The organism is Intrasporangium calvum (assembly GCF_028446585.1).
GTDB lineage: Bacteria > Actinomycetota > Actinomycetes > Actinomycetales > Dermatophilaceae > Intrasporangium > Intrasporangium calvum_A.
The window spans coordinates 1-26,095 of record NZ_JAPFQL010000050.1; the positions used below are offsets into that span (position 1 = coordinate 1).

The following is a 26,095-nucleotide window of genomic DNA, read 5'->3' on the forward strand; positions in this document are numbered from 1 at the left end:
CGGCTCCCAGCGCGAGCCCCACGCCAGCGGCCCCGCGCTGGGAGCCGGCCCAGCGGCATACGACAGGGCCGATGGGCCCGCCGAACACTCAGGGCAGGTAGTCGACCAACCGGCTGGCCAGCGCCGTGTACGTCTGCGGCGTCAGCGCGAGGAAGCGCTCCTCGACCTCTGCCGGCAGGCCCAGCCCGCGGACGAACTCACGGACGTCATCGCCGTTGACCCGCCGCCCGCGCGTCAGCTCCTTGAGGCGCTCGTAGGGCTCCTCCATGCCGGGGACGCCCTGGGCACCGAGCGCCCGCATCGCGGACTGGATCGGCTCGCCGAGGACCTCCCAGTTCGCCTCGAGGTGCGCCGCCATCGCGTCGGGGACGGCATCGAGCCCGGCGAGCCCGCGCGAGACGTTGTCGAGGGCGAGCAGGCTGTGCCCGAACGCCGAGCCGATGTTGCGCTGCATCGACGAGTCGGTCAGGTCGCGCTGCAGCCGGCTCTGGACGAGGGTGGACCCGAGGACATCGAGCAGGGCATTGCCGACCTCGAGGTTGGCCTCGGCGTTCTCGAAGCGGATCGGGTTGACCTTGTGCGGCATCGTGCTCGACCCGACGGTGCCCTGCCCGCGCACCTGCGCGAAGTAGCCCATCGAGATGTAGGTCCACACGTCGGTGCACAGGTTGTGCAGGATGCGGTTGAAGCGGGCGACGTCGGCGTAGAGCTCGCCCTGCCAGTCGTGGCTCTCGATCTGCGTGGTCAGCGGGTTCCAGGTCAGCCCGAGGCCTTCGACGAACTCGCGGGACACGGCCGGCCAGTCGACGTCGGGGAGGGCAAGGGCGTGCGCCCCGAACGTGCCGGTGGCGCCGTTGAACTTGCCGAGGTACTCCTGCCGCTCGATGCGCCGCAGCTGCCGGCCGAGCCGCCACGCGAGGACGGCGAGCTCCTTGCCCATCGTCGTCGGCGTCGCCGGTTGGCCGTGGGTGTGTGCGAGCAGCGGCACGTCACGCAGCTCACGGGCAAGCGTCGCGACCTGGTCGACGAGGGCCTGTGCCTTGGGGAGCCACACCTCGGCGACGGCGCCCTTGACCATGAGGGCGTAGGACAGGTTGTTGATGTCCTCGCTGGTGCAACCGAAGTGGATGAGCTCGGCGAGTCCGCGGTCCTCGTCAGCGGGCGCGATCTCGGCGAGGCGCCGCTTGAGGAAGTACTCGACCGCCTTGACGTCGTGGACGGTGACCCGCTCGATCTCGGCGAGCTCGGCGACCTCGGCCGGGCCGAAGGTCTCGACGACGCCGCGCAGCGCCGCGACCTCTGCGTCGGTCAGGTGGCGGACACCGGGCACGATGCCGTGCGTGGTCTGGTGGATCAGCCACTCGACCTCGACGCGGACCCGCTCCCGGTTGAGGGCTGCCTCGGAGAGGTGGTCGACGAGCGGCGCGACGGCGGCGCGGTAGCGGCCGTCCAGCGCTCCGAGCGCGATGGCGGGTTGAGCGTCAGCGAGGGAAGCCATGCGCCCATCCTCCCAGAGCGCGTGGCGTGCCACCGACTCGTCCGTATGCCGCTGGGCCGGCTGGGCGCGGTGTGCCTAGTCGAGGTCGGGCACGAGGACGGAGAAGACCTCGCCCTCCAGCCCGCTCAGGACCGCACCGAGACCGTACGGGCCGTCGAACGGGCCCTGGAGCAGCTTGCCGCCGAGGTCGAGCGCGTGGGCCACCGTCGACACGACGCTGTCCGTGGCGAAATGGGTGACCCAGTGCGCCGGGATCTCGAGCGGCCAGTCGGCGTCGATCTCCGCGAGGCCGTAGGCGGGGTTGCCGTCGCCCGTGTGGGCCGTGGACCACCGGGGACCGCCGTCCTCGGTCTCGTCGATGAAGCCGTGGGCGAAGATGTTCTCGTAGAAGTCGAGCACCGCGTCGTAGTCCCGGGTCAGCAGCTCGTTCCACGTGAGCGAACCCGGACGGTCGAGGGTGCCGCTGCCGGGCAGGTCTCCCGGCTCCCACACCCCGAAGTAGGCCCCGCCCGGGTCGACGGCGACCATGGTGCGAGCCAGCGCGCCGATCTGGACGGGCCGGCCGAGCGGCCGCCCCCCGTAGGTGGCGATGGCGTGCGCCGCGACGCTGATGTCGCCCACGCGAAGGTAGGTGGTCCACTGGCTCGGGACGGGCGCGCTCGGCGGCCGGCGGCTGACGCCGGCCACGGGCTGGTCGCCGAGCAGGGCCATGGTGTAGCCGCCGCTCGCCGCGTCTCCGGTCAGCCAGCGCCAGCCGAACAGCTCGGTGTAGAAGCGCTGGGCCCGGTCGACGTCGCTGACGAGCAGGTCCACCCAGCAAGGGGCCCCGTAGGGGTAGTGCGGAACGGTGATGGCGAGGTCTCTCATGCGATCAGGGCTGCTCCGTCTCCAACCGTCCCCTGACGTGCTCGAGGACGCCCTTGCACGCGGCCTCGACCTCGACGAAGCACCGACGGAAGTGGCCTTCGTCGCCATACCAGGGGTCACTCGTCTCGAGCGTGCCCGCAGCGACCGCGGCGGGGTCGAACTCGCGGACGAGGCGGATCCGGTCGCGGTGGTGCGATGACGGGGCCAGCCGGCGCAGGTGCCGCACGTGGCCGTCGTCGGACGCGAGGACGAGGTCGATGTCGTCGAACGCCGTCGCGTCGAACTCCTTGGCGCGATGGGCGGAGCCGTCATAACCGTGGGCGGCGAGAACGTCGATCGTTCGGGGGTCGGCGCGCTCGCCGACGTGCCAGTCGCCCGTGCCGCTCGAGCTCACGGTCACCTGGTCGTCCAGGCCCGCCTCGCGGACGAGCTGCTCGAGGATCACGTGCCCCATGGGCGACCTGCAGATGTTGCCGCTGCACACGAAGGTGACGTGGAACGGGCGCGGCAACGGCATGGCCCCATTCAACACCCGTCGGGGACGTCGTCGGTGCAGCTCCGGACAAGCCGTTGTCGGCGGTGGGTGGCACGGTGTTCGCATGACGACGAACCGTGGTGCGAGGACCCCCCGAGAGCTGTTGTCCACCTTCGTTGGCCGGCTGGCGGCCCGCGACGTGGCCGGCATCTCGGAGCAGTATGCCGCTGACGCCGTCGTCAGTCTGCCGCACGGTCGCGAGGCGGCCGGCTCGCGCGCCATTGCCGCCGCCTACGCCGCCGCCCTGGCCGGTGGCGCGCTGCTCGCGGTCGACGCGGGGACCGGCCAAGCAACTCTCGCGGAGCTCGTCGATGGTGCACGCATCATCGAGACCGGCCCCTTGTCGATGGTCTCCTTCACGGGTGTCGACGGCGCGGTGCGGACCATGGTGGCCTGGCGGGGCGACGACGGGTGGGCCTGGGTGCGTGACGGTTCCATGCTGCGGGACGTCGAGGCGGCGCTGCGGGTCGGGCTGTTCGACGTGGCGTAGGTTCCTCGTGTGGTGGACGGGAGCGAGACGCATGGTGGCACGGCGCCGCGCCGGTCCCACCTCGTCGACATCTCACCGCTGCGCGAGAGCCCTGCCTTCGCCCGGCTGTGGGTCGGCAACACCTTGGCCGGGATCGGCGCCCAGGTCACGGCCACCGCCGTCGCCCTGCACATCTACGACCTGACGGCCTCGACCTTCATGGTCTCCCTCGTCGCCTGGTTCGCGCTCGGGCCGGTCATCGCGTCGGGGCTCTACGGCGGCGCCGTGGCGGACCGTTTCGACCGGAGGGTCGTGGCGCTCGTCGCCTCCCTCGTCGCCTGGGCATCCACGGTGTCGCTCGCTCTCATCGCGTGGGCCGGTGTCACGACGGTGTGGGCGTTCTACGTCATCACGACCGTCAACGCCGTCGCCGCGACGATCGCCTCGGCGACCCGTCAGGCCATCACGCCACGGCTGTTGCCGGTGCAGCTGCTGCCCAAGGCCGCCGCCCTGATGGGCATCTCGATGGGGCTCATGGTCACGGTCGGGCCCGGACTGGCCGGCGTGCTGGTGGCGCGGGTCGGCTACGCGTGGACCTACACCGTCGACGTCCTCCTCTTCGTCGCGGGCCTGCTCGGCCTGTGGACGCTGCCTCGGATCCGGCCCGAGACGGGTGTCGACGGCGTTGCCCCGCCGAGTGGGCTCAGGTCGGTCGTCGAGGGCCTCGCCCACCTGCGCACGGCACCGAACGTCCGGATGAGCTTCGTCGTCGACATCATCGCGATGACGTTCGGCCACCCGATGGTCCTCTTCCCTGCCGTCGGCGCCGTCGTCATCGGCGGTGGGCCGGTCACGGCGGGCCTGCTCCTCGCCGGCTTCGCGACGGGGGGCATCCTCTCGAGCCTGGGGTCCGGCCGCGTCACCGGCGCGCGCTGGCAGGGGCGAGCCATCCGCAACGCCATCGTGGTCTACGGGCTCGCGATTCTCGGTTTCGGGATCGTCGTGGCGGTGGTGATGGTGGGCGGGCACGCGGTGAGCAGCAGGGACATCGCCGACGCGAACCGTCCGGCTCTCGCCGCTGCGCTGGTGTGCCTCGCCGTGGCCGGGGGAGCGGACAACGTCAGTGCGATCTTCCGCCAGACCATCCTGCAGAGCGCCGTCCCGGACCGGCTCCGGGGCCGGATGCAGGGCATCTTCACCGTCGTCGTCACCGGTGGACCGCGGCTGGGCCAGATGCTCGCGGGGTCGCTGGCGACGCTGACGGTGACGTGGGTCCCGCCCGCCGTCGGTGGCGCGCTCGTGGTCCTGCTCGTCGTCGCGGCCGTGGCCCGGGTGCGAAGCTTCCACGACTACGACGCCCTCAACCCGCGACCCTAGGAAGGTGCGCGGGCGACGGGAGCCGGCCCAGCGGCATACGGTCCGGGGTGGGTGGCCCGGTCAGGCGTCGGGGTATCCCTCGGGGTTCTGGCTCTGCCACCGCCAGGAGTCGGCGCACATGTCGTCGATGTCCTTCTCGGCGCGCCAGCCGAGCTCGCGCTGGGCCCGGCTCGGGTCGGCAAAGGCTGCGGGAAGGTCTCCGGCCCGCCGCCCGACGACCTCGTAGGGCACCGGACGGCCGGTCGCCCGCTCGAAGGCCCGGACCACGTCGAGCACGCTCGTGCCGACGCCCGTGCCGAGGTTCCACGTCGACACCGCGTCGTCCGTCCGGGCGAGCTGGTCGAGCGCCGCGAGGTGCCCGGCGGCCAGGTCCTCGACGTGGATGTAGTCGCGCAGGGCCGTGCCGTCGGGGGTGGGGTAGTCGCCGCCGAAGACCTGCAGCTTCTCGCGTCGCCCGACGGCGACCTGGGCGACGAACGGCATGAGGTTGTTGGGGATGCCCTGGGGGTCCTCACCGATGGTGCCGGACGCGTGCGCGCCCACCGGGTTGAAGTAGCGCAGCAGCGCGATCCGCCAGGACGGCTCGGCGTGCGCGACGTCGCGCAGGACCTGCTCGATCATCACCTTGGTCCAGCCGTAGGGGTTCGACGCGGCGGTCGGCATGTCCTCGGTGAACGGTGGCTCGTTGGTCCCGTAGACGGTTGCCGACGAGCTGAAGACGAGCCGGCGGACGTTGTGGCGGCGCATCGCCCGGACGAGCGAGAAGGTGGTGCCGAGGTTGTTCTCGTAGTACTCGAGGGGCTTTTCGACGCTCTCGCCGACCGCCTTGAGCCCGGCGAAGTGGATCACCGCGTCGATCGGCTCGGTCGCGAAGAGGTGCTCGGTCTTGTCGTGGTCGACGAGGTCGAACGCGTGCACCGGCAGGTGGGTGCCGGTCAGGGCCTCGAGTCGCGCCATGACTGTCGGCTTGCTGTTGGCGAAGTTGTCGACGATGAGGACGTCGTGCCCGGCCGCGACGAGCTGGACGACAGTGTGGGAGCCGATGTAGCCGGCACCGCCGGAGACGAGGACGCGCATGGGACGAGCCTATCGACGCGCGCTCCGGCCCGGCCGGGGAGCCGTCAGGCCGTATGCCGCTGGGCTCGTTCCAGGCACCCCCTCACTCGAGTGGCCCCGCCGTCCACAGGCCCGCTCGGCGGGGATGGGGATGACGGGGCCACTCGAGTGGGGGGCCGGGGGAGGGGGTGTCAGGCCGGGGTGGGCGCCGGGGTGGGCGCCGGGGTGAAGCGCAGGTAGGGCTTGACCTCCTCGACGTCGACGAACCGAGCGCGCGCGTCGTCGGTCGTCAGGGTCGGGGCGACGATGACCCGGTCGCCGACCTGCCAGTCGGCGGGCGTCGAGAACGGCCCGGAGTCGGTCACCTGGAGGCCGTCCAGGGCGCGGAGGATCTCGTCGAAGTTGCGCCCGACGGACTTGGGATAGGTCAGCGAGAGGCGGACCTTGTTGCTGCCGTCGATGAGGAACACGGACCGGACGGTCGAGGTGTCGCCCTCGCCCGGGTGGATCATCCCGTAGGCCTCGGACACGGAGCGGTCCTCGTCGGCGATGATCGGGTAGTCGACGGCGTGCCCGCTGACCTGCTCGATGTCCGGCTTCCACTCCTGGTGCTGGTCGACCGGGTCGACAGAGACGGCGATGACCTTCGTGTTGCGGCGGGCCCACTCGTCCTTGAGGGCGGCGACGCGGCCGAGCTCGGTGGTGCAGACGGGCGTGAAGTCGGCCGGGTGGCTGAAGAGCACGGCCCAGCCGTCGCCCTTCCAGTCGTGGAAGGACAGCTCTCCCTCGGTCGTGTCGGCGGTGAAGTCGGGGGCGGTGTCGCCCAGGCGCAGCGAAGTCATGACGGGATCCTTTCAGGGGCGAAACCGTGCGTTGAGCAGCACTGAACCATAACTTCACCTTATGGGACACGCTTCGTCCGACCCTCGGACGCGGACGGGGACGCGGCGTGCGCTGGTCAGCGCTCAGGCGGTGGCCCACGCCACGACGAGCAGCGCCACCGGCATGAGCACGACCGAGCCGGCAAAGAGGTACATCACCGCGGCGGCCATGGGCGCCGGCAGGCCGGCAACTGGCCCGGGCTCGAGCAGCTCGAGCCTCAGCCTTGCCGCGGAGGGGGACTCGCTCATCGCGAGCATGCCCTCGGGCTTGACGGCGCCGGTGGCCATGCCGACGATGGCGCGCGCCGTGGAGAGCACGCCCGTCGCCCGGACCGCGGCGCGGTCGGCGAGCACCTCGATGAGCAGGGTCACCTCCCGCAGGGCCGCCTCGCAGCGGAACCAGCTGGGCACGGCCTCGTGGATGACCGTGAAGAACTCGAGGATGAGGTCGTGCCGGGCCCGCAGATGGGCCCGCTCGTGTGCGAGGACGGCGTCGAGCTGGTCCTCGGGGAGCGCGTCGAGCGTGCCCTGGGTCAGCACGACCCGGCGACGCACGCCGGGCACGCAGTAGGCCGTCGGGGTCGGGTGCTCGATGACCCGCATGTGCGCGGCATGGGAGGCGTCCGCCCCGACCGGCACGGCGAGGAGGTCGACGAGCCGCCGGTGCCGCCGGCGGTGGGCCCGCAGGCGCGTGCCGACGCGGTGGCCCGACACGATGAGGCGCCCGGCGATCAGGCCGGTGACGGTCACGGCGATGGCGATCTGCGTCGCGTTGTCGGTCAGCTCGGGGGCGGGCCCGATGAGGTAGGGCAGGGCGGCGGGGGCGGCGAAGAGGGCAGCCAGCACGGCCGCGACGGAGGTCGCCTGCCAGACGACGAGAGCGGCGCGAGGCGCGCGCCGGAACGTGGTCATCCCGGCCATGAGACGCGGCACCGGCCACGCGAGGGCGATCATCAGGATGAGCAGGGCCGCAATGACCATAAGCGACTCGGGGGACTAGCCGGTTTTGCGCTTGCCCTCACGCTGCTCGAGGTCAGCCAGAGCCGCGCGGAGCTCGTCGAGCTCCTCGGGGGTCGACTGGTCGAGGAAGCGGAGCAGCGCGCTACGACGCTCGGAGCCGGCGAGCTCGCCGAGCGTGTGGTGGAGTGCCTCGGACGTCAGCTCGTCACGCGAGGACGCGGGCAGATAGCGCCAGGCCCTGCCGTCACGCTCGCGGGTGACCAGCTTCTTCTTGGCCATGCGGTCGAGGACGGTCATCAGCGTGGTGTAGGCGAGCCCGCGCTCGACGCCGATGGCGTCGTGCACGTCGCGCACGGTGAGACCCTCGGGGCGCGCCTCGGAGGCGGTCCAGAGGTGCTCCATGACGGCACGCTCGAGCTCACCGAGTCGGGTGCGTGGATTCGTGGCCATGATGCTTCCAATCTACCTGTGCGGATGAGTGACAGTGAAAACGCGGTCGACGAGATCGAGCCCGTCAGGCCGGTGTGTGACCAACACGACAGCCGGGCGCCGGCCGTCCGGGGCCACCCGAGCGGTGTCCTCTCCGGCGCCGGGAGCAGTGCCCTGGCCGGCGTCGGAGTCGTGCGGGTAGGTGGAGGCGCCGCGATCATCGGTGTCGCGCCGCGGTGCGAGCAGGTCCGCGAGGACGCTGCGGGCAGTCGGTGGGTCGAGGTGGGCGACCGGCTCGTCCAGCACCATGAGGGGTCGACCACTGAGGTGGGCCCGGGCGATGGCGAGCCGGGCCCGCTCACCTCCGGAAAGGCCACGGCCGCCCGCCCCGAGGATGGTGTCGAGACCGTCCGGCAGGCCCGCGACGAGCCGGCCGAGGCCGGCTCGATCGAGGGCCTGGAGGACGTCCTCGTCGGTCGCGCCGGGGCGGGCGAGCGTGAGGTTGTTGCGCAGGGAGGTCGCGAAGACGTGCGGCTCGTCGTCGACGACGGCGATGCGGGCCCGGGCCTCGGCGAGCGGCTCGGTGAGCACGTCGTGCGACCCGGCTGCGGTGTGGACGTCGTAGCGTCCGGAGAGCGGGTCCAGGTGCCGGGCCAGCACGGCCAGGAGCGTCGACTTGCCGCTTCCGTTGGGCCCCAGCACGGCCACTGCCTCGCCCGCGCCGACCCCGAGGTCGAACGGTCCGAGCGCGTTCGAGCCGTCCCAGGCGGCAGCGACGTCAGTGAGCCGCACGCCCCGGAACTGCTCCGATCCCGCCCCTGCGTCCGCCGGGAGCGAGCCGCGGACGTCGCGCACGGCGGGGTCCTGGGCGAGAAGCTTGGCCGTGCGGGCCGCGGCCGCCCGAGCCTGGGCCCGGGCCCGCATCGCGTCGGCGAGCGGGGTGATGGCGTCGGCGAGCGCCACGGGGGTGAGGACGAGCAGCGCCTTGACGGGGTTCGAGACCTCGAGCCCGGTCGCGATCGCGGCGGTGGCGATGGTGGCGGCCGCGACGACGAGCAGGTAGGTGCCGGCTGCCAGCGCCCGTCCGCGGACCGCGGCGCGCGTCGCCCGCGCCACCCCGTCGTGCGCGTCGTCGAGCCAGCGGGCTGCGGTCGCCCATGCGCCGATGGCGCGCAGCTCGTCGGCCTGCGAGGTGACGAGCTCGCTGACGCGCACGACCTCGGCTCGGGCCGCGACGAGGGCACCCAGGGAGCTCGTCTCCATGCGGTGCGCCACCGCACTGACGAGGACGACCGAGGCACACACGAGGGCGACGACGAGGCCGACCGGGGGCGCGATCACCGTGGTGAACCCGATGGCGATCGCCCCGGCGACGGCGCTCGAGACCACCGGCACGGTCACCCGCACCTGGGCCTCGACCTCGTCGGTGAGGTCGTGGACGACAGCGGTGAGCACGTCGGCGCGGCGGCGCCGTCCCAGCCGGGCGGGCGTGAGCGGGATGAGCGCCTCGTATGCCGCTGACCTGCGGGCGGCGAGCGAGGCGAGGGACGCGTCGTGGCTGACCAGGCGCTCCCAGTAGCGGAACACCGGCCGGGCGATGCCGAACGTGCGGACGGCGACGATGGCGGTCATCAGCGTGAGGATGATGGGCCGCTCCGCCGCCCGGGCGATGAGCCAGCCGGAGGTTGCCGTGAGCGCGACGCCGGAAGCGGTGGCTACCCCACCGAGCATCCCGGCGAGAGCGATCCGGCCGCGGTGGTCGGAGGCCGAGCCGGGGCGGAGGGGCTGTGGCTTCGTCAGCCCCTCCACCCCGACGCGGACGTCAGGGGCCGCGGTCGGGGACGTCGTCATGGCGTCACCTCGTGCGTGGCGGCCGGCACCAGGTCGTGGTGCGTTGCCGTGGGGGCGGGGTCGCCCGCATCGGGCAGCGGGAGCAGGTGCAGGTGCTCGTCCGCGACGGCGACGAGCTCGGGCCGGTGGGTCACCACGATGACGATGCGCCGGTGGGCCAGCGCGACGATGAGAGCGTTGACGGCCTCCGCGGCGTCCGGGTCGAGGTGGGCCGTCGGCTCGTCGAGGAGCAGCAGGGGCTCCGGCGCCAGCCAGGCCCGCGCCAGGGCGAGCCGCTGGCGCTGACCGGCCGAGAGGCCGAAGCCGTCGTCGCCGATGCGGGTGGAGAGGCCCTCGGGCAGTCCGGCGACGACACCGTCGAGTCCCACGGCCCGCAGCGCCTGCCACAGGTGATCGTCCGACCCCGGGACCCGCCGGTCGTCGTGCCCGAGCGTCAGATTGGCCCGGATGGAGCCCGCCGCGAGGAACGGACGCTGCGTGACGTAGTGCGACGGCGGTGCCGTCAGCGCACCCGACGTCGGCACCTTGAGGCCCGCAACGAGGTCGAGCAGCGTCGTCTTGCCGACTCCCGACGTGCCGGTGATGACGTAGAGGCCCGAGCCGACCACCAGGTCGAGGTCACGGACGACGGGGGCGAGCCCAGCGGCATACGAGTAGGTGACGTCCCGGAGGTCGACCCGCGCGAACGGGGCGTCGGCACCTGCTGCGGGAGCGCCGGCGCGCTCGAGGGCGCCGATGATGTCGTCGAGGGCGCCGATGATGTCGTCGAGGGCCGTCGCCCCGTCGGCGGCGGCGTGGAACTCCTGCCCGACGCGGCGGATCGGCCAGTACGCCTCGGGCGCGAGGAGGATCGCGACGAGGGCCGGGCCGAGGGCCATCGAGCCGTAGGAGAGGCGCAGGCCGACGGTCACGGCCACGATCGCCACGCTGATCGTCGCGAGCAGCTCGAGCGCCGCCGAGCTGAGGAAGGCGATCCGCAGCGTCTCCATGGTGGCCCGGCGGTGGCGCTCGCTCACCTCGCGGACGACCTCGACCTGACGGCCGGCCCGGCCGTAGTTGACGAGCGTCGGCAGCCCGCGCACGACATCGAGGAAGTGGCCCGACAGGCTCGCCAGAGCCGCCCAACGCCGCTGCGTCGAGTCGGCCGTCGCGTGCCCGATGAGGGCCGCGAAGAGCGGCAGCAGGGGCACCGTCGCCACCACGATGAGCGCGCTCGGCCAGTCGACCACCGCCAGCGTCGCGACAGCGAGCACCGGCACGACCGCCGCCGTGACGAGCGTCGGGAGGTAGCGGGCCGCATACGGCTCGACGGCGCTCGCTCCCGCAGTGGCGAGAGAGACGGCCGTCGTCCGGTCGGGCCGGGCCCCACCGCTGCCCCAGGCGCGGACCAGTGCGGTCCGCAGGGCCGTCGACACGCTGACGCCGGCCCAGGCCGCGACCACCTCGGTCGCCCAGGCGAGCACCGCCCGGACGACGAAGAGGGCACCGAGCCACAGGGCAGGCGCCGCGACCGGCCGGTCATCGACAACCGCCACGACGACGCCCGCGAGGGCGAACGCCGTGGCGATCGTGGTGACTCCGGTCGCGATCCCGATCGCCGCCAGGGCGGCGACCGGTCTCCGCGCCGCCGGGACGACGCGGAGCAGGCGCGGGTCGAACGGCCTCATCCAGGCATCACCCGACCCTCTGCAGGGGCTGGTCGGGACGGCCGGGCTGCACGTCCTCGGGGATGTGGGCGACGGTGAGCCGCTTGCGGAAGATCCAGTACGTCCACGCCTGGTAGAGCAGCACGAGCGGCGTGAAGATGAGCGCGACGACGGTCATCACCTTGAGCGTGTACTCGGAGCTCGACGCGTTGTCGATCGTCAGGCTCCACGCCGGGTTCGTCGAGGACGGCATGACGTTGGGGAAGAGCATGAGGAAGTACGTCGCCACCGCCATCGCGATGGTGACCGCCGTGCCGAGGAAGGCCCAGCCCTCGCGGCCGGCCCGGTTGGCCTGGAGCGCGCCGAGGAGGGCCACCGCCGCGACGACCGTCGTCGCCCACGAGGCCGCGGTGCCGTCGCCGATCCCGAGGAGGAGCAGGAGGGCCACGGCGAGGACGACGGTGACGAGCCCCATCCGCTCAGCGATGCGCCGGGAGTCAGAGCGGATGGGGCCGTCGGTCTTGAGCGCCACGAAGATCGCCCCGTGCGTGACGAAGAGCGCGACGAAAGTGAGCCCGCCGAGGAGTGGGACGGGGCCGAGGAGGGTGAAGAGGTTGCCGGTGTACTCCATCTCGGCGTCGATCGGGACACCGCGGACGATGTTCGTCAGCGCGACACCCCAGAGGAACGCCGGGACGAGCGAGCCCCAGAAGATCGCGAGGTCCCAACGCGACTTCCACTCGTCGCCGCCGCGCTTGTGGCGGTACTCGAAGCCGAGGTTGCGCAGGATCAGTGCGACGAGGATGAGCAGCAGGGGGAGGTAGAAGCCGCTGAACAGCGTCGCGTACCAGTGCGGGAACGCCGCGAAGGTCGCGCCACCAGCGGTGAGGACCCACACCTCGTTGCCGTCCCACACCGGGCCGATCGTGTTGAGCAGGACGCGGCGGCGCTTCTCGGCGTCGCCGGCGGCCGCGCCGACGACGCCATTCTTGCGGCCGAGGACCGGCAGCAGGATGCCGACGCCGAAGTCGAAGCCCTCGAGGACGAAGTAGCCGGTCCAGAGGACACCGAGAACGATGAACCAGAAGGTGGCGAGATCCATGGTGGGCGGTCCTTTCAGTAAGCGAAGACGAGGGGTGCGTCCTCGTCCCGCTCACTCGGTTCCTGGGGCTGCTCGAAGGCGTCGGCCCCGCGCCGGACGTAGTGGAGGAAGAGCTTGATCTCGACGACGGCCAGGGCGCCGTAGAGGAGGGTGAAGCCGACCATCGAGGTCATGACCTCGCCGATGGAGACGCCGGGTGAGACGCCGCTCGCCGTCGTCATGAGGCCGAAGACGAGCCAGGGCTGGCGGCCGACCTCGGTGAAGATCCAGCCGAACGAGTTGCCGAAGACGGGCAGCAGCGGGGCGGCGACGGCGGCCCAGAAGAGCCACCGGTGCGTCGGCGTGCGTCCCTTGCGGGTCAGCCAGAGCACGGCGACCGCGATGCCCGCAGCGGCCATGCCGACGCCGATCATGAGACGGAACGTCCAGTAGGTGGTCGGGATGTTCGGGACGTAGTTCGTCGCAGGGTCCGCGACGAGCGGGTTGCCGGTCTCGCCGTAGGTCTTCGCATACTCCCGCTTGAGGTCGCGGATGCCCTCGACCTGGCCGTTGAAGTCGCCGGTCGCGAGGAAGCTGAGCAGGCCGGGGATCTCGATGATCGGGTTGGCGTGCTCGCCGTCGAGGGTGCCGAGCGTGAGGACGGAGAAGGGGGCGCCCTCGCCCTCCGGCACGGACTCGTAGAGGCCCTCGGCCGCCGCCATCTTCATCGGCTGGACCTCGGTCATGATCTTGCCCTGGATGTCTCCGGTGGCGGCGACGCCGAGACCTGCGACGAGCGTGACGACGGCGCCGATGCGGGTCGCCTTGCGGTAGAGGGAGGCGTCGTTGGAGCGGAGTCGCTCGGCGGGGTCGATGCCCTCGGCTGCCAGGGCCTCACGCCGCATCAGGTGGAGCGCGACGCCCATGATGACGGCGCCGCCGACCATGTAGGCGGCGAGGATGACGTGCGGGAAGGTGATCAGCTGGACCTTGTTGGTCAGCAGGGCGACGAAATCGGTGAGCTCGGCGCGGCCCGTCTCGGGGTTGTAGCGGTAGCCGACGGGGTTCTGCATGAACGAGTTGGCCGCGAGGATGAAGTAGGCGGAGAGCAGGGTGCCGACGTGGACGATCCACATCGTCGCGGCGTGCAGCTTCTCGGGGATCCGGCCCCAGCCGAAGATCCACAGGCCGAGGAAGGTCGACTCCAGGAAGAAGGCGAGGAGGGCCTCGATCGCGAGCGGGGCGCCGAAGATGTCGCCGACGAACCGGGAGTAGTCCGACCAGTTCATCCCGAACTGGAACTCCTGGACGATGCCGGTGACGAGCCCGAGGGCGAAGTTGATGGTGAAGAGCTTGCCGAAGAACTTGGCGAGCCGCAGCCACTCGGGCCGGTGCGTGCGGACCCACTGCATGTGGAAGAACGCGACGATGGCCGACATGCCGATGGTGATCGGCACGAAGAGGAAGTGGTACACGGTCGTGATGGCGAACTGCCATCTTGCGAGGTCGGTGGCATCCATGGAGTCTCCGGAGGGCAGGCAAGTAACTACGTGTCGTAGTAGATACTACGGCACGTAGTAATTCCGTAGGCCGCTGAGTTCCTTTCTGAGGAACGTGGCCTTCCGCACCTCCCGCGCTTGACAGGCGTTTGTCCCAATGACTTAATACATTGAGTCAATCGGAACGGTTTGGTGGAGGTCTCCATGGGTGGTCGGATCCTGCTCGCTCTCGTCCTGCCGCTGGGGCTCCTCGCCCTGGTCGTCGGCATCGTCCGGCTAGTAACGGCATCGGCGCTGGACCGGGAGGCGGGGCAGGTCCGCCTGCGGGCGACCTGGGTCACGGCGCTGTGCTTCGTGGCGGTGCTCATCGCGGTGTTCCTCTCACCCGTGCCCGCGCAGGAGGATGTGCGTCTCGCCACGCTGCCGGCGGTCGCCGGGCTCGTCGGGGTCGTGGTGGCCGGGTTCAGCGAGGGGCTGTGGCGGGCCCGGCCAGGTCCCGCACGCGAGGCGTCGCTCCGCATCAGGGGGGGCTCCGGGATCGAGCCGGACCGTGGCCTGTGGCGTCGCTACCTCCTCGGTCTGGGGGTCTCGGCCGCGCTCGTCGTCGTCGGTGGTGTCACGGCTGCTGCTGACGGCGCCTCGGTGGTGCGGACCTGGACGACGGGCGCCGCAAGCAACGGTCCCTACCCGGGCTGGACCTACGGGGTGCCGATCGCCGTGGCCCTGGTGCTGCTGGCGGCTGCGACCTGGTGGGCCCTGCGCCGGGTCGACGCCCGCCCCGTGCTCGATGTCGACCAGCCGGCGCTCGACCGGGCCCTGCGGACCGGCTCACGGGTGCGCGTCCTCCGCTTTGCAGCGGGCGGGACGGTCCTGACCGCTGCGGGCCTGTCCCTGACCGCTGGCTCGTCCCTGGCGCAGCTGGCCCAGAACCTCCGGATGCCCGGCGCTCCGGGGGGCCGGGCGCCCTGGGACTGGACGCAGAACGCCGGCTTCGGCCTCATCGGGCTCGGCGTCGCCCTCATCCTCATCGGGATCCAGGTGCTGCTCTGGGACGCGCCGGCCATCCCGCGGGCCGAGGCGCCTGCAGAGGCCGGTCAGGAGGTGTCGGTGTGACTGACGTCCGGATCCGGGTGGACGTGACGCTCGCCGAGCCGCCGTTCGAGCAGGTGCGCACCCAGCTGGCCGGCCTCATCACGTCCGGTCGACTGCTTCCCGGCGACCGGCTCCCGACGGTCCGGGCGCTCGCTGCCGACCTCGGGCTCGCCGCCAACACGGTGGCGCGGGCCTACAAGGAGCTCGAGGCCGCCGGTCTCGTCGAGACCCGGCGCCGGGCCGGCACCGTCGTCGCCTCCGGGGAGCACACAGCGGATGTCGCAGTGGCGGCCCTGGCGGCCAAGTATGCGTTGGCCGTCCGGGAGGCCGGACTCGACGACGCAACCGCGCTCGACCTCGTCCGCTCCGCCCTCCGCAGCCACTGACCTCACACGGTCCGGGGGCGGCCCTTTCGGAGGAGCCGCAGCAGGCGCAGGCCCCGGGCGACCGGCGCCGTGTCCCGAGACCGGAGCGGCTCCGGCTGGCTTTGGTCGGTCACGACGCGCGCCTGCTTCAGCGACGGCCGATGGCGCTCCGGTGGCGGAGGCCAAGCCCCGACGATCCGTGCTCCCTGTGGCGGAATCCTGCTCATCTGGGCCTCCCCGCAGACGTTGTCCCCCCGATGCCTCAGCAGACGCGCCGACGACCGGCCGTGATACCCCGCGTCGTGGCCGGTCCGGTCCGGGCCGGGCCGGGCCGGGCCGGGGGCGGCGGGCGGTCGGGGAGCGAGCCCAGCGGCATACGGCCGATTTCGAGGAGCGAGAGTTCGCTACCGAGAGTAAGGTCGGCGGCACCCGACCCTCTCTCCCTCGGAGGCTTCAATGGCGAAGCGCAGGTTCCGGCACCTCCACCACATGCTCCTCTCCGCGGCAGTCGTCCTTGCCATCGGCGCGGCCACGTTGGGCCCCGCCGCAGCGCAACCGGATCCGTGGCAACCAGTCAGTCCCCAGACCCCCGACTCGGAGGTCAACGTCACGGGCGCGCCGTTCGCCGGCACGGCGCCCGACGGGAGCGTCCGGGGCTACGTCGACGCCCACACCCACCTCATGTCCGACGTCGGCTTCGGCGGCAACATCGTCTGCGGCGCCACCTTCAGCATCGCGGGGATCGCCGACGCGCTGAAGGACTGCGACAACCACCAGCCCGACGGGCGAGGCGCCCTCATCGAGAACCTCACCAACCTCGAGGGCGGCGGCCCCTTCGACCCGCACGACCCCGTCGGGTGGCCCACGTTTGCCGACTGGCCGAAGTGGTCCAGCCTGACCCACCAGCAGATGTACCACCGCTGGATCGAGCGGGCGTGGCGCGGCGGCTTGCGGATCATGGTCGCGGACGCCGTCAACAACAACGTCCTGTGCGAGCTGCCGACCCAGGTCAACGAGCACAGCTGTGACGACATGGACACCGTCCGCCGCCAGATCGCCGAGACCAAGCGGCTCGAGGCCTTCATCGACGAGCAGTACGGCGGCCCGGGGCGGGGCTGGTTCCGGATCGCCTACTCGGCCGACGAGGCCCGCACCTACATCGAGCAGGGGCGGCTCGCGGTCATCCTTGGCGTCGAGGTGTCCAACCCGTTCGGCTGCAAGCTCACCCTCGGGGTGCCCGGGTGCACGCAGGCCGACATCGACCGGGGCCTCACCGAGCTGCACGGCCTCGGCGTGCGCTCGATGTATCTCTGCCACAAGTTCGACAACGCCCTCTGCGGGGTCCGGTTCGACGAGGGCACCCAGGGTGTCATCGTCAACGTCGGCAACCTCCTCAACACCGGTCAGTGGTGGCAGGTCGAGCGATGCCGGACCGAGCTGCACGACAACACGGTCGCCGGCGGCATCATCCCCGCTGAGCTCGCGCCCTACCTGCCGGTGGGCCGCGTGGCGCCCGTCTATCCCGAGGCGCCGCACTGCAACCCGCGCGGCCTGTCGGCGCTCGGCGAGCACGCCCTGGACGGGATGATGCAGCGCGGCATGCTCGTCGAGATCGACCACATGAGCGTCAAGGCAGCGGCGCGCACCCTGGACCTGCTCGAGGCGGCCAACTACCCGGGCATCCTCTCGACCCACTCGTGGATGGACCCGCACTTCACCGAGCGGCTCTATCGACTCGGCGGTCTGGTGACGCAGTACGGCCATGACGCCGACGAGTTCGTGGCGGAGATGGAGGCGGACGAGTCACTGCGTGAGCGCTACGACGTCGGCTACGGCTTCGGGATGGACATGAACGGCTTCGGCGGCACGCCCGCACCGCGGGCCGGGTCGGCGGTCACGTATCCGTTCGGGACGCTCGGCGGATCGGTCGCTGACCGGCAGGTGACCGGTGCGCGGACGTGGGACTACAACGTGGACGGCGTGCCGCACTACGGTCTCGTCCCCGACTGGGTCGAGGACCTGCGCTCGCTCGGTGGTCAGGAGGTCGTAGCGGAGCTCGCTCGTGGCGCGGAGTCCTACCTGCGGACCGCTTCGGCCACCGAGGCGTGGGCGCGCCCGACCAACCTCGCGCTCGGCCGGCCGGCGACGGCGAGCAGCCACGAGTGGAGTCTCATCACCGACTTCCGTGCGCCGCGGGCAGTGGACGGTCGGCGGGACACCCGGTGGGCCAGCGACTGGAGCGATCCGCAGTGGTGGCGCGTCGACCTCGACGCGGCGCAGCAGGTGGGACGCGTCGTCATCGACTGGGAGCGGGCGCACGCCCGGGAGTACCGCGTCGAGGTGTCGACCGACGGGGCGTCGTGGCGGACCGTGGCCACCGAGACGCGCGGGGACGGTGGGCTCGACGTCGTCGTGTTCGGGCCGACGGCGGCCCGTTTCGTGCGGGTCGTGGGGATGTCACGGGCGACGTCCTACGGCTACTCGATCTGGGAGGTCGGCGTCCAGGCGCGCTGACCCGCCGCCCGCTTCCCCCGGTGGGCTGCCCGGGATGGGAGCATGTGGGCCGTGATCTACGAGCGCGTCGTCCGTCCGGCCCTCTTCCGCATCCGTGGCGGTGACGCCGAGACCGCCCACCACACGACGATGGCGGCGCTGTCCCGCCTGACGCACGTGCCGCCGGCGCTCGCCGCGCTCCGCCGCTGGAACGGCGCCGACGACCCCACGACCGTCTTCGGCGTCCGCTTCCCCAGCCGGGTGGGCTTGGCGGCCGGCATGGACAAGGACGGCGTGGCCCTGCCCGCCTGGCCCGCGCTCGGTTTCGGCTTCGTCGAGGTGGGCACCGTCACGCGGCACGCCCAGCCCGGCAACCCACGGCCGCGCCTGTTCCGCCTGCGCGAGAGCGGCGCGATCATCAACCGGATGGGCTTCAACAACGAGGGCGCCGACGCGCTGGCCGCCCGGCTGGCGGCTCTCGGGCCACTCGGCGTGCCGCTCGGCATCAGCATCGGCAAGTCCAAGGTGACGCCGGTCGAGGAGGCGGTCGGTGACTACGTCCACTCGATGCGGGCGCTGCGAGGCTTCGCCGACTACGTCGCGATCAACGTCAGCAGCCCCAACACGCCCGGGCTCCGCGGCCTGCAGGACCGAGCGATGCTCGACGAACTCGTCGCGGCGCTCCAGGCGGAGGCCGAGGGCACCCCGCTCCTCGTCAAGATCGCGCCCGACCTGACCGACGACGCCATCGGTGAGGTGCTCCAGGTCTGCGCCGACCACGGTCTCGCCGGGGTCATCGCCACCAACACCACCATCGCCCGGGACGGAGTCGCCGCGTCCGACCTGGCCGTGGCGCAGTCCGAGACCGGTGGGCTCAGCGGCCGGCCGCTCACGGCACGCGCCCGTGAGGTCGTCGCGCTCATCCACCGTGAGGCTCCGGACCTGCCCGTCATCGGGGTCGGCGGCATCTCCACCGTCGACGACGCCAAGCGGATGCTCGACGCGGGTGCCGCGCTGCTCCAGCTCTACACGGGCTTCATCTTCGGCGGCCCCCCGCTCGTGCGCGTCATCAACCGCGCCATCAACCGGGGGCTGTCCGGTTGATGCCAGCACGCAACCCCGGGCTCGCCGCACTGACATCAACCCAGTCGGGGCTCGCGTCGGTCACCCCGAGATGTCGAGTGGCCCCACCATCCACACCCCCCAACTCGAGTGGCCCCGCCTTCCACCTGTGGATGACGGGGCCACTCGAGTGAGGCTGCGGATCAGGCCTGCTCGAGGTCCTGCTCGTCCTGCCGCTCCTGCTGTTCTTCGCTTCGCATCCGGCGCAGGAACGACTTGGTGCGCTCCTGCTGAGGGTTGCCGATGACCTCTCGGGCGGTCCCCTCCTCGCAGACGACGCCGGCATCCATGAAGACGACGTGGTCCGCGACCTCGCGGGCGAAGCCCATCTCGTGCGTCACGACGATCATCGTCATGCCGGCCTTGGCGAGGTCACGCATGACGCGGAGCACCTCGCCGACGAGCTCCGGGTCGAGGGCCGAGGTCGGCTCGTCGAAGAGCATCAGCTTCGGGTCCATCGCCAGCGCCCGGGCGATGGCGACTCGCTGCTGCTGGCCACCCGAGAGTGCCCCCGGATAGGCGGACGGCTTGTCCGCGAGGCCCACGTGCTCGAGCAGCTCGTGCGCTCGGGCGGTTGCTTCCTTCTTCGAGATGCCCTTGACCTGCATGGGCGCCTCGATGAGGTTCTCGAGGGCCGTCTTGTGCGGGAAGAGGTTGAACCGCTGGAACACCATGCCGATGTCGCGACGCTGGGCAGCGACCTGCTTGTCGGTCAGGTGGTGCAGGTGGCCCTTGTCATCCTCGCGGTAGCCCATCAGCTCACCGTCGACCCAGATCCGGCCGCCGTCGATGGTCTCGAGCTGGTTGATGCAGCGCAGGAACGTCGTCTTGCCCGAGCCGGACGGACCGAGTAGCACGACGACCTCGCCCCGGTGGACGGTCAGGTCGATGCCCTTGAGGACCTCGTTGCCGTGGAAGGACTTCATCACGTTGACCGCCCGGACGAGCGGCGGTGCGTCACCGGCTCCCGTTCGCTGGCGTGATGTGCTGGTCGTCTCCGTCATCACGCTCCTCCCATCCCGGCCGGCCGGGCGACGCGCTTGGCCTGGGCCTTGCGCGCCTGCCGCCGGGTCATGCCGAAGCCGCGCCCGAAGTACCGCTCCAGGTAGAACTGCCCGACCATGAGGACCGAGCCGACGATCAGGTACCACGCCGTCACGGCGACGAAAGCAGGCATGATCAGCAGCGTGCGGCTGCCGATCGCGCTGGTCTGGTAGAAGAGCTCGGTAATGACGGGAATCGCCGAGAGCAGCGAGGTGTCCTTGACCATGGCGATGGTCTCGTTGCCGGTGGGCGGGACGATGACCCGCATGGCCTGCGGGAGCACGATGCGGCGCAGGGTGATACCGCGGTTCATGCCGAGCGCCTGAGCTGCCTCGGCCTGTCCCTTGTCGACCGACAGGATTCCGGCGCGTGCGATCTCGGCCATGTAGGCGGCCTCGGAGAGCCCGAGGCCGACGATGCCGGCGAGCAGCGTGCTCGAGAACTGGTTGACGTTGAGGGTGAAGAACGTGAAGTCCTGCGACAGCCCGAGCCACTGCGCGAACTGCTGCCCGAAGGGCACGCCGAAGTCGACGCGCCGGTAGAGGTAGCCGACGCCGCTGCCGATCATGGCGAGCAGCACCAGTCGGGGAATGCCGCGGAAGAACCAGGTGTAGGCGAATGACACGAACCGCAGGATCGGGTTCTGCGACAGGCGCAGGACCGCGATGAGGACGCCGCCGACGACGCCGATGGCCATGCCGCCGAGCGTGCCGGCGATCGTGCCCTTGAGCAGCCCCTCGATGACCGGCGCCTGCTGCATGATCTCCAGGGCCTTCGGGAAGTTCCACCGCTCGTTCGTCATGAACGAGCTGATCATCATCGCCACGAGCACGAGGATCGCCACGAGCGCGACCCAGCGTCCCGGGTGGGGGACCGGCCGGGCGTGGATCACGCCCGGCCGGTCACTACCGCCTCCTTGGGTTTCGGACATCGGCCCAGTCGTCACGGGTTGACGGCGAAGTTGTCGATCGCTCCGGCCTCGACGGCGTACTGCTTGAGGGCTGCGTCGTACGAGCCGTCTGCCTTGGTGGCCTTGAGCGCGTCAACGAGCAGGTTCGCGAAGTCCATCTGGTCCTTGGGCACGACGTAGCCGTAGGGAGCCGAGTCGTAGATGTCGCCCAGGGCCTCGAGCTCGCCCGTCTGCTTCACGGCGTAGAGGCCGATGGGGGAGTCGGCGAGCATGGCCACCGTCTTGCCGCTGACGACGTCCGCGGTGACCTGGTCCTGACCCTCCTGGATCACCATGGTGATCTCGGGCTTTCCGGCGTCGGTGCACTTCTTGCTGCGGGCCGCGAGGTCGTCGGCCTGGACCGTGTCCTTCTGGGCGCCGACGGCCTTGCCGCACACGTCGTCCATGTTGACGTTCTCCGGGTTGCCCTTGGCGACGACCCACTGGGTGCCGGCGCTGTAGTAGCTGACCATGTTGACCTGCTGCTTGCGCTCGTCGTTGATGGTGAAGCTCGAGACGCCGACGTCGTACTTGTCGCTCGTGACGCCGAGGATGATGTCGCCGAAGCTGGCCGGCTTCCACTCCGTCTTGAGGCCGAGCTTCGCGGCGACAGCGTCGAAGAGCGCGACGTCGAAGCCCTCGACGGTCTTGCCGTCGGCCGCGAGCATCTCGTTCGGCGCGTAGGTCGGGTCGGTGCCGATGGTGAGCGTGCCCTTGCTCTTCAGGTCAGCCGGGACGCGAGCGGCCAGAGCGGCGTCAGCACCTCCTGCGCCGGTGCCTCCCGCCGGGCTGGTGTTGCCGGGGGTGGTGGGTGACAGCGAGTCGGAGCCGCACGCCGAGAGGGTGAGGCCGACAGCGACCATGCCGGTGACGGCAAGGATGGGCAAGCGACGCATGGGGAAGGTCCTTCCACGGTACGGACGGGATGTCCGTGGTGCTGTTTGAGAACGCCGATACTGCCACCTTCCAGCCGCCGTGCCCATCCGCGCAACCGAACCGTTGTCTTCCATTTGAGATGAGCGAAATCGTCCCGTCGGACGGACGGATGCAAGGAAAGGCTTCAGCGTCGGCTACCGTGGACCCCAGTGGCCCGCCCAGTTCTGCCTCGGGCCATCTCTTCTTGGTGGGACTCATCGCTCCCGCCCCAGTCGATTCGCTCTTTGCGCCGCGACTGGCCCTCCGCCTCGGAGCGGCCTCGCGCCGGGCAGAACGACCACTCACTGACCTCTGGAGTCCACACCTGTGTCCATCGACACGACTGTCCTGAACGCAACGACCTTCGGCGCGCTCGGCGTGCCGGCCCCCCTCACCGCCGCGTTGGCGGACCTGGGGATCACGACGCCCACCCCGATCCAGGCGGCCACGCTGCCGGACTCGCTCGCCGGGCGCGACGTGCTCGGCCGCGGCCGGACCGGCTCGGGCAAGACCTATGCCTTCCTGCTGCCGCTGGTGGCGCGCCTCGCGGCGACCCCGACGCGCCGTCGTCCGGGTCGCCCCCGCGCGCTCATCCTCGCGCCGACCCGTGAGCTCGCCACTCAGATCGACACGGCGCTCGCACCCCTTGCCGGCCCCACCGGCCTGACGAGCCAGACCATCTTCGGTGGTGTCGGCCAGAACCCGCAGGTCCAGGGGCTGCGCCGGGGCGTCGACGTCATCGTCGCCTGCCCGGGCCGTCTCGAGGACCTCATGTCGCAGGGGCACGTGTCCCTCGACTCGATCGAGATCACGGTGCTCGACGAGGCCGACCACATGGCTGACCTCGGTTTCCTCCCCGGCGTCCGCCGGATCATGGACAAGACTCCGGCCGACGGGCAGCGACTCCTCTTCTCGGCCACGCTCGACGGTGCGATCAACGTCCTCGTGAAGCGCTTCCTGACCAATCCCCGCACACACGAGGCGGACTCGGCCCAGTCGCCGGTCGCCACGATGGCCCACCACGTCCTCCACGTCGCCCCTGACGCGCACCTCCCGGTCATCCTCGACCTGGCTGCCGCGCCGGGTCGCAAGGTTGTCTTCACGCGCACCAAGCATCGCGCGAAGAAGCTTGCCAAGCAGCTCAACTCGTCGGGAGTTCCGGCGGTCGAGCTGCACGGCAACCTCAGCCAGGGTGCGCGGACGCGCAACATGGACGACTTCCACAGCGGCCGCGCGCAGACGCTCGTCGCGACCGACATCGCGGCCCGCGGCATCCACGTCGACGACGTGTCCCTGGTGATTCACGCGGACCCGCCGGTCGAGCACAAGGCCTACCTGCACCGGTCCGGCCGCACCGCGCGCGCCGGTGCCGAGGGCACGGTCGTGACGATGATGCTCGACGAGCAGGTCCGCGACGTCCGTGACCTGACGCGCAAGGCCGGCATCAAGCCCACGACTACGCGGGTTGCCGTCGGACACCCCCTTCTCGTGGAGCTCGCTCCCGGCGAGCGGTCGTATGCCGCTGGGCTCGTCCGCGAGCCCGCTCCCTCCGGTGGTGGCCGGGCTCGCAAGCCCGCCAGCTCGAACGCGGGTGCCGACACGGGTGCGCGGACCGGTGGCGGCCGCGGTCGTGGACGTGGACGTGGCCAGGGTCGGGGAGCGCAGCCGACCGAGGGAGCGCCGGAGGCCCGTCGTTCCGGCGGCTCGAACGGCAGTCGTCAGGGTGCCAAGGGCGGCCGGGGCCGGCAGGGCGGCAGCGCGACGGTCTACTCGACGAGCTCGGGCGGGGGCGCTGCGGCGTTCTCGGCGGGCACCCGGGCGGGAACCCGCCGCCGCGCCAGCTGACTCTTTCCTTCACTCGAGTGGCCCCGGTGTCCACAGGTCCGTCCTGTGGAGACCGGGGCCACTCGAGATTGTGGGGAGGATCGGTGCCGGGCCGGGGTGTGGACACCGGGGCCACTCGAGTTTGGCTTGGGGCTAGGTGGGGGGTAGGACCTTTGCGCGGAGGGACTGCTCGCGCTGCAGCCGCTCGAGTTCGCGGCGGTAGCGCTCGGCCATGACGGCCCTCAGGATCTCCTCGGCGTCGTGGCCCGGAGGAGGAGCCGGGGCGACCAGGGGGATGACCCGTCGCACGAGTTGCTGCCCGAGGTCGTGGCGGGCCTGGGGAATGAGCAGGTGGGCCCGCGGCAGGAACTGGCGCACCGCCACGGCGAGGTCGGCGTCGAGCGCGGCGATGTCAGCCGCCCGGGCCCAGCGCTCCAGCCCCGGCGGCGCGGCCGGTGGAGGCGGGAGCCGGAGGCGACTGCGCTCGGCAATGACGTAGGTCCCTGCTGCGAGGTCCCCGAGTCGCTTCGCCCGAGCCGTGACGAGGGCGGCGATGACCGCGGCGACGCCGGTCAAGAGGTAGACCTCGACCCAGCCGACGAGCGCCCGTGTCAGGGCGTGCCGGAACGAGATCGGGCCACCGTCGTCGCGGACGACGCGCAACCCGGTGATGAGCTTGCCCAGCGTCTTGCCTCGGGTGAGGGTCTCGAGCACGGTGGGCACCCCGACGAGCACCGACACGAAGGCCACGATGACCGCGGTGCGCCCGACTGCCTCGGACGACTGCCCGGTCAGCGTGCCAACGGCGAAGAACACGCCGATGAGCAACCCGACATGGAGGACCACGTCGATCAGGCCGGACAGGACGCGCGTGCCGATGCTCGCGACGGGCACCTCGAGGGCGACGCCCTCACCGGTCACGGCCTCTTCCGGGGCGTAGCTGCGCGATCGCTGTCCGATGGGCGCCCCAGCCGTCATGGGAGGCAGCGTACGCACCCGGCGAGCTCAGCGGCATACGGCCTATATCGTGACGGCGTGAACCTCGACGCGCTCGTCGCCGCACACTCCGACCAGTGGCGCCGGCTCGACGAGCTGAGCCGCAGGCGGCGGCTCACCGGCGGCCAGGCGGACGAGCTGCTCGACCTCTACCAGCAGGTGTCGACGCACCTGTCCCTGATCCGCACCGGCGAGGCGGACCCGACGCTGGTCCGGCACCTGTCGACGATCCTCAGCCGCGCCCGCGTGACCCTTGCCGGGCAGACCTCGTCGACCTGGTCCGACCTCGGCGGGTTCTTCCTGCGGACGTTCCCGGCGGCGCTCTACCGACTGCGGAGGTGGTGGCTGCTCACCCTCGCGCTCAATGTCCTCGCGGCCTTCCTCGTCGCCTGGTGGACCATCGAGCACCCGCAGGTCTACACGTCGATGATGACCCGCGAGGAGATCAACGCCTACGTGGGCACCGACTTCGAGAACTACTACCGCGAGTTCCCGCACCACGAGTTCGCGACCCTGGTCTGGGTCAACAACGCGTGGGTCGCTGCGCAGGCGATCGTCTTCGGGGTCCTCGGTTTTCCGGTCGTCTACGTCCTGTGGCAGAACACCATGGGCCTCGGGATCGTCGGCGCGCTGATGGCCAGCCACGACCGGGCATCGCTGTTCTTCGGGATGATCCTGCCCCATGGGCTGCTCGAGCTGACCGCCGTCTTCGTTGCCGGGGGTGCTGGGCTGTGGCTGTTCTGGTCGTGGATCGACCCGGGACCGCGCCCCCGGGCGGTGGCGTTCGCCGAGGCTGGGCGCACGGTCATCGCGATCGCGCTCGGCCTGGTGGCGGTGCTGCTCGTCAGCGGCCTCATCGAGGGCTTCGTGACCCCGTCCGGGTTGCCGACGGCCGCCCGGATCCTCATCGGGGTGCTGGCGGAGGCGGCCTTCTTCGCCTACGTCTTCGTCGTCGGTCGGCGGGCCTTCCGGGCCGGGGCGACCGGGGACGTGTCACGGACGGCCGTGGGCGACGCAGCCCCCATGGCCGGCTGACCCGTCTCCGCAGCACCCCCATCGAAAGAGCAGTTCGCGACACGTCGCGAACTGCTCTTTCGATCAGAGGAGGCCTTCGCTCTTGAGCCAGAGGTAGTGGTCGGCGAGCTT

23 protein-coding genes are annotated in these 26,095 nt (G+C 71.3%); 8 read left to right on the forward strand and 15 right to left on the reverse strand.

Translation table 11 applies throughout. The features are described from left to right. Nucleotides 1-88: 88 nt before the first annotated feature. The 3 genes from purB to OO014_RS12280 all read right to left on the reverse strand — a co-directional run bounded on the left by purB (nucleotide 89) and on the right by OO014_RS12280 (nucleotide 2,882). On the reverse strand, nucleotides 89-1,498 hold the full coding sequence (gene purB, locus OO014_RS12270) for an adenylosuccinate lyase (RefSeq protein ID WP_272462607.1): 1,410 nt from the start codon (nucleotides 1,496-1,498) through the stop codon (nucleotides 89-91). A 75-nt stretch (nucleotides 1,499-1,573) separates the two neighbouring features. Next, complete coding sequence (locus OO014_RS12275; RefSeq protein WP_272462608.1) at nucleotides 1,574-2,365, reverse strand: VOC family protein; 792 nt, start codon at nucleotides 2,363-2,365, stop codon at nucleotides 1,574-1,576. Nucleotides 2,366-2,369: 4 nt separating this feature from the next. Then, the gene (locus OO014_RS12280; protein ID WP_272462609.1) at nucleotides 2,370-2,882 is read right to left on the reverse strand and encodes a low molecular weight protein-tyrosine-phosphatase; all 513 of its coding nucleotides are present in this window, start codon (nucleotides 2,880-2,882) and stop codon (nucleotides 2,370-2,372) included. An 82-nt stretch (nucleotides 2,883-2,964) separates the two neighbouring features. On the opposite strand from OO014_RS12280, the gene OO014_RS12285 reads away from it, so the two are divergent. Together OO014_RS12285 and OO014_RS12290 are read left to right on the forward strand one after the other, a co-directional pair. Further along, nucleotides 2,965-3,390, forward strand: a complete 426-nt coding sequence (locus OO014_RS12285; RefSeq protein ID WP_272462610.1) for a hypothetical protein — start codon at nucleotides 2,965-2,967, stop codon at nucleotides 3,388-3,390. A 9-nt stretch (nucleotides 3,391-3,399) separates the two neighbouring features. After that, nucleotides 3,400-4,746, forward strand: coding sequence for an MFS transporter (locus OO014_RS12290; RefSeq protein ID WP_272462611.1), 1,347 nt, complete (start codon nucleotides 3,400-3,402; stop codon nucleotides 4,744-4,746). 60 nt (nucleotides 4,747-4,806) lie between these two features. Here the strand turns inward: OO014_RS12290 and galE are convergent, their stop codons facing one another. The 8 genes from galE to OO014_RS12330 form a co-directional block, all read right to left on the reverse strand. Then, a complete protein-coding gene (galE, locus tag OO014_RS12295; RefSeq protein ID WP_272462612.1) occupies nucleotides 4,807-5,823 on the reverse strand; it encodes a UDP-glucose 4-epimerase GalE in 1,017 nt (338 codons plus the stop codon). A 170-nt stretch (nucleotides 5,824-5,993) separates the two neighbouring features. Then, entirely contained in the window at nucleotides 5,994-6,644 is a 651-nt protein-coding gene (locus tag OO014_RS12300) for a peroxiredoxin (RefSeq protein WP_272462613.1), read from the reverse strand. A 123-nt stretch (nucleotides 6,645-6,767) separates the two neighbouring features. After that, on the reverse strand, nucleotides 6,768-7,664 hold the full coding sequence (locus tag OO014_RS12305) for a M56 family metallopeptidase (RefSeq protein WP_272462614.1): 897 nt from the start codon (nucleotides 7,662-7,664) through the stop codon (nucleotides 6,768-6,770). Between the two features lie 15 nt (nucleotides 7,665-7,679). Beyond that, nucleotides 7,680-8,093: a BlaI/MecI/CopY family transcriptional regulator gene (locus OO014_RS12310; RefSeq protein WP_272462615.1), complete on the reverse strand. Its 414-nt coding sequence runs from the start codon at nucleotides 8,091-8,093 to the stop codon at nucleotides 7,680-7,682. 12 nt (nucleotides 8,094-8,105) lie between these two features. Further along, nucleotides 8,106-9,923: a thiol reductant ABC exporter subunit CydC gene (gene cydC / locus OO014_RS12315; protein ID WP_272462616.1), complete on the reverse strand. Its 1,818-nt coding sequence runs from the start codon at nucleotides 9,921-9,923 to the stop codon at nucleotides 8,106-8,108. After that, on the reverse strand, nucleotides 9,920-11,590 hold the full coding sequence (cydD, locus tag OO014_RS12320) for a thiol reductant ABC exporter subunit CydD (RefSeq protein WP_272462617.1): 1,671 nt from the start codon (nucleotides 11,588-11,590) through the stop codon (nucleotides 9,920-9,922). The genes cydC and cydD overlap by 4 nt, the downstream gene beginning before the upstream one ends. A gap of 7 nt (nucleotides 11,591-11,597) precedes the next feature. Next, complete coding sequence (gene cydB / locus OO014_RS12325) at nucleotides 11,598-12,671, reverse strand: cytochrome d ubiquinol oxidase subunit II (protein WP_272462618.1); 1,074 nt, start codon at nucleotides 12,669-12,671, stop codon at nucleotides 11,598-11,600. A gap of 14 nt (nucleotides 12,672-12,685) precedes the next feature. Further along, the gene (locus tag OO014_RS12330; RefSeq protein WP_272462619.1) at nucleotides 12,686-14,170 is read right to left on the reverse strand and encodes a cytochrome ubiquinol oxidase subunit I; all 1,485 of its coding nucleotides are present in this window, start codon (nucleotides 14,168-14,170) and stop codon (nucleotides 12,686-12,688) included. A gap of 183 nt (nucleotides 14,171-14,353) precedes the next feature. On the opposite strand from OO014_RS12330, the gene OO014_RS12335 reads away from it, so the two are divergent. The 4 genes from OO014_RS12335 (at nucleotide 14,354) to OO014_RS12350 (ending at nucleotide 19,203) form a co-directional block, all read left to right on the forward strand. Continuing rightward, nucleotides 14,354-15,262, forward strand: coding sequence for a hypothetical protein (locus OO014_RS12335; protein WP_272462620.1), 909 nt, complete (start codon nucleotides 14,354-14,356; stop codon nucleotides 15,260-15,262). Continuing rightward, nucleotides 15,259-15,627, forward strand: coding sequence for a GntR family transcriptional regulator (locus tag OO014_RS12340; RefSeq protein WP_272462621.1), 369 nt, complete (start codon nucleotides 15,259-15,261; stop codon nucleotides 15,625-15,627). The genes OO014_RS12335 and OO014_RS12340 overlap by 4 nt, the downstream gene beginning before the upstream one ends. A 435-nt stretch (nucleotides 15,628-16,062) precedes the next feature. Further along, nucleotides 16,063-18,120 (forward strand): discoidin domain-containing protein, encoded by a 2,058-nt coding sequence (locus OO014_RS12345; RefSeq protein WP_272462622.1) that lies wholly within the window; start codon nucleotides 16,063-16,065, stop codon nucleotides 18,118-18,120. Between the two features lie 42 nt (nucleotides 18,121-18,162). After that, entirely contained in the window at nucleotides 18,163-19,203 is a 1,041-nt protein-coding gene (locus tag OO014_RS12350) for a quinone-dependent dihydroorotate dehydrogenase (protein ID WP_420485508.1), read from the forward strand. 161 nt (nucleotides 19,204-19,364) lie between these two features. On the opposite strand, the gene OO014_RS12355 is transcribed toward OO014_RS12350, so the two are convergent. From OO014_RS12355 to OO014_RS12365, 3 genes are read right to left on the reverse strand one after another with little or no spacing between them, the layout of a single operon-like run. After that, nucleotides 19,365-20,225, reverse strand: a complete 861-nt coding sequence (locus OO014_RS12355) for an amino acid ABC transporter ATP-binding protein (RefSeq protein WP_272462624.1) — start codon at nucleotides 20,223-20,225, stop codon at nucleotides 19,365-19,367. Continuing rightward, nucleotides 20,225-21,196, reverse strand: coding sequence for an amino acid ABC transporter permease (locus OO014_RS12360; RefSeq protein ID WP_272462625.1), 972 nt, complete (start codon nucleotides 21,194-21,196; stop codon nucleotides 20,225-20,227). The genes OO014_RS12355 and OO014_RS12360 overlap by 1 nt, the downstream gene beginning before the upstream one ends. 11 nt (nucleotides 21,197-21,207) lie before the next feature. Further along, a complete protein-coding gene (locus tag OO014_RS12365) occupies nucleotides 21,208-22,110 on the reverse strand; it encodes an ABC transporter substrate-binding protein (protein WP_272462626.1) in 903 nt (300 codons plus the stop codon). A 346-nt stretch (nucleotides 22,111-22,456) separates the two neighbouring features. On the opposite strand from OO014_RS12365, the gene OO014_RS12370 reads away from it, so the two are divergent. Beyond that, entirely contained in the window at nucleotides 22,457-23,974 is a 1,518-nt protein-coding gene (locus tag OO014_RS12370; protein ID WP_272462627.1) for a DEAD/DEAH box helicase, read from the forward strand. 132 nt (nucleotides 23,975-24,106) lie between these two features. Here OO014_RS12370 and OO014_RS12375 read toward each other — a convergent pair whose 3' ends face one another. After that, complete coding sequence (locus OO014_RS12375; RefSeq protein WP_272462628.1) at nucleotides 24,107-24,931, reverse strand: RDD family protein; 825 nt, start codon at nucleotides 24,929-24,931, stop codon at nucleotides 24,107-24,109. A 57-nt stretch (nucleotides 24,932-24,988) separates the two neighbouring features. Between OO014_RS12375 and OO014_RS12380 the strand changes: the two genes are divergently transcribed. Then, nucleotides 24,989-25,984: a stage II sporulation protein M gene (locus tag OO014_RS12380; RefSeq protein ID WP_272462629.1), complete on the forward strand. Its 996-nt coding sequence runs from the start codon at nucleotides 24,989-24,991 to the stop codon at nucleotides 25,982-25,984. Nucleotides 25,985-26,095: the final 111 nt, after the last annotated feature.

What these genes read in the sequence shown, in the direction of transcription:
- purB (WP_272462607.1), bottom strand. Translation starts at nt 1,498, where the DNA reads ATGGCTTCCCTCGCTGACGCTCAACCCGCCATCGCGCTCGGAGCGCTG.
- OO014_RS12275 (WP_272462608.1), bottom strand. Translation starts at nt 2,365, where the DNA reads ATGAGAGACCTCGCCATCACCGTTCCGCACTACCCCTACGGGGCCCCT.
- OO014_RS12280 (WP_272462609.1), bottom strand. Translation starts at nt 2,882, where the DNA reads ATGCCGTTGCCGCGCCCGTTCCACGTCACCTTCGTGTGCAGCGGCAAC.
- OO014_RS12285 (WP_272462610.1), top strand. Translation starts at nt 2,965, where the DNA reads ATGACGACGAACCGTGGTGCGAGGACCCCCCGAGAGCTGTTGTCCACC.
- galE (WP_272462612.1), bottom strand. Translation starts at nt 5,823, where the DNA reads ATGCGCGTCCTCGTCTCCGGCGGTGCCGGCTACATCGGCTCCCACACT.
- OO014_RS12300 (WP_272462613.1), bottom strand. Translation starts at nt 6,644, where the DNA reads ATGACTTCGCTGCGCCTGGGCGACACCGCCCCCGACTTCACCGCCGAC.
- OO014_RS12305 (WP_272462614.1), bottom strand. Translation starts at nt 7,664, where the DNA reads ATGGTCATTGCGGCCCTGCTCATCCTGATGATCGCCCTCGCGTGGCCG.
- OO014_RS12310 (WP_272462615.1), bottom strand. Translation starts at nt 8,093, where the DNA reads ATGGCCACGAATCCACGCACCCGACTCGGTGAGCTCGAGCGTGCCGTC.
- cydC (WP_272462616.1), bottom strand. Translation starts at nt 9,923, where the DNA reads ATGACGACGTCCCCGACCGCGGCCCCTGACGTCCGCGTCGGGGTGGAG.
- cydD (WP_272462617.1), bottom strand. Translation starts at nt 11,590, where the DNA reads ATGAGGCCGTTCGACCCGCGCCTGCTCCGCGTCGTCCCGGCGGCGCGG.
- cydB (WP_272462618.1), bottom strand. Translation starts at nt 12,671, where the DNA reads ATGGATCTCGCCACCTTCTGGTTCATCGTTCTCGGTGTCCTCTGGACC.
- OO014_RS12330 (WP_272462619.1), bottom strand. Translation starts at nt 14,170, where the DNA reads ATGGATGCCACCGACCTCGCAAGATGGCAGTTCGCCATCACGACCGTG.
- OO014_RS12335 (WP_272462620.1), top strand. Translation starts at nt 14,354, where the DNA reads ATGGGTGGTCGGATCCTGCTCGCTCTCGTCCTGCCGCTGGGGCTCCTC.
- OO014_RS12345 (WP_272462622.1), top strand. Translation starts at nt 16,063, where the DNA reads ATGGCGAAGCGCAGGTTCCGGCACCTCCACCACATGCTCCTCTCCGCG.
- OO014_RS12350 (WP_420485508.1), top strand. Translation starts at nt 18,163, where the DNA reads ATGTGGGCCGTGATCTACGAGCGCGTCGTCCGTCCGGCCCTCTTCCGC.
- OO014_RS12355 (WP_272462624.1), bottom strand. Translation starts at nt 20,225, where the DNA reads ATGACGGAGACGACCAGCACATCACGCCAGCGAACGGGAGCCGGTGAC.
- OO014_RS12360 (WP_272462625.1), bottom strand. Translation starts at nt 21,196, where the DNA reads ATGTCCGAAACCCAAGGAGGCGGTAGTGACCGGCCGGGCGTGATCCAC.
- OO014_RS12365 (WP_272462626.1), bottom strand. Translation starts at nt 22,110, where the DNA reads ATGCGTCGCTTGCCCATCCTTGCCGTCACCGGCATGGTCGCTGTCGGC.
- OO014_RS12375 (WP_272462628.1), bottom strand. Translation starts at nt 24,931, where the DNA reads ATGACGGCTGGGGCGCCCATCGGACAGCGATCGCGCAGCTACGCCCCG.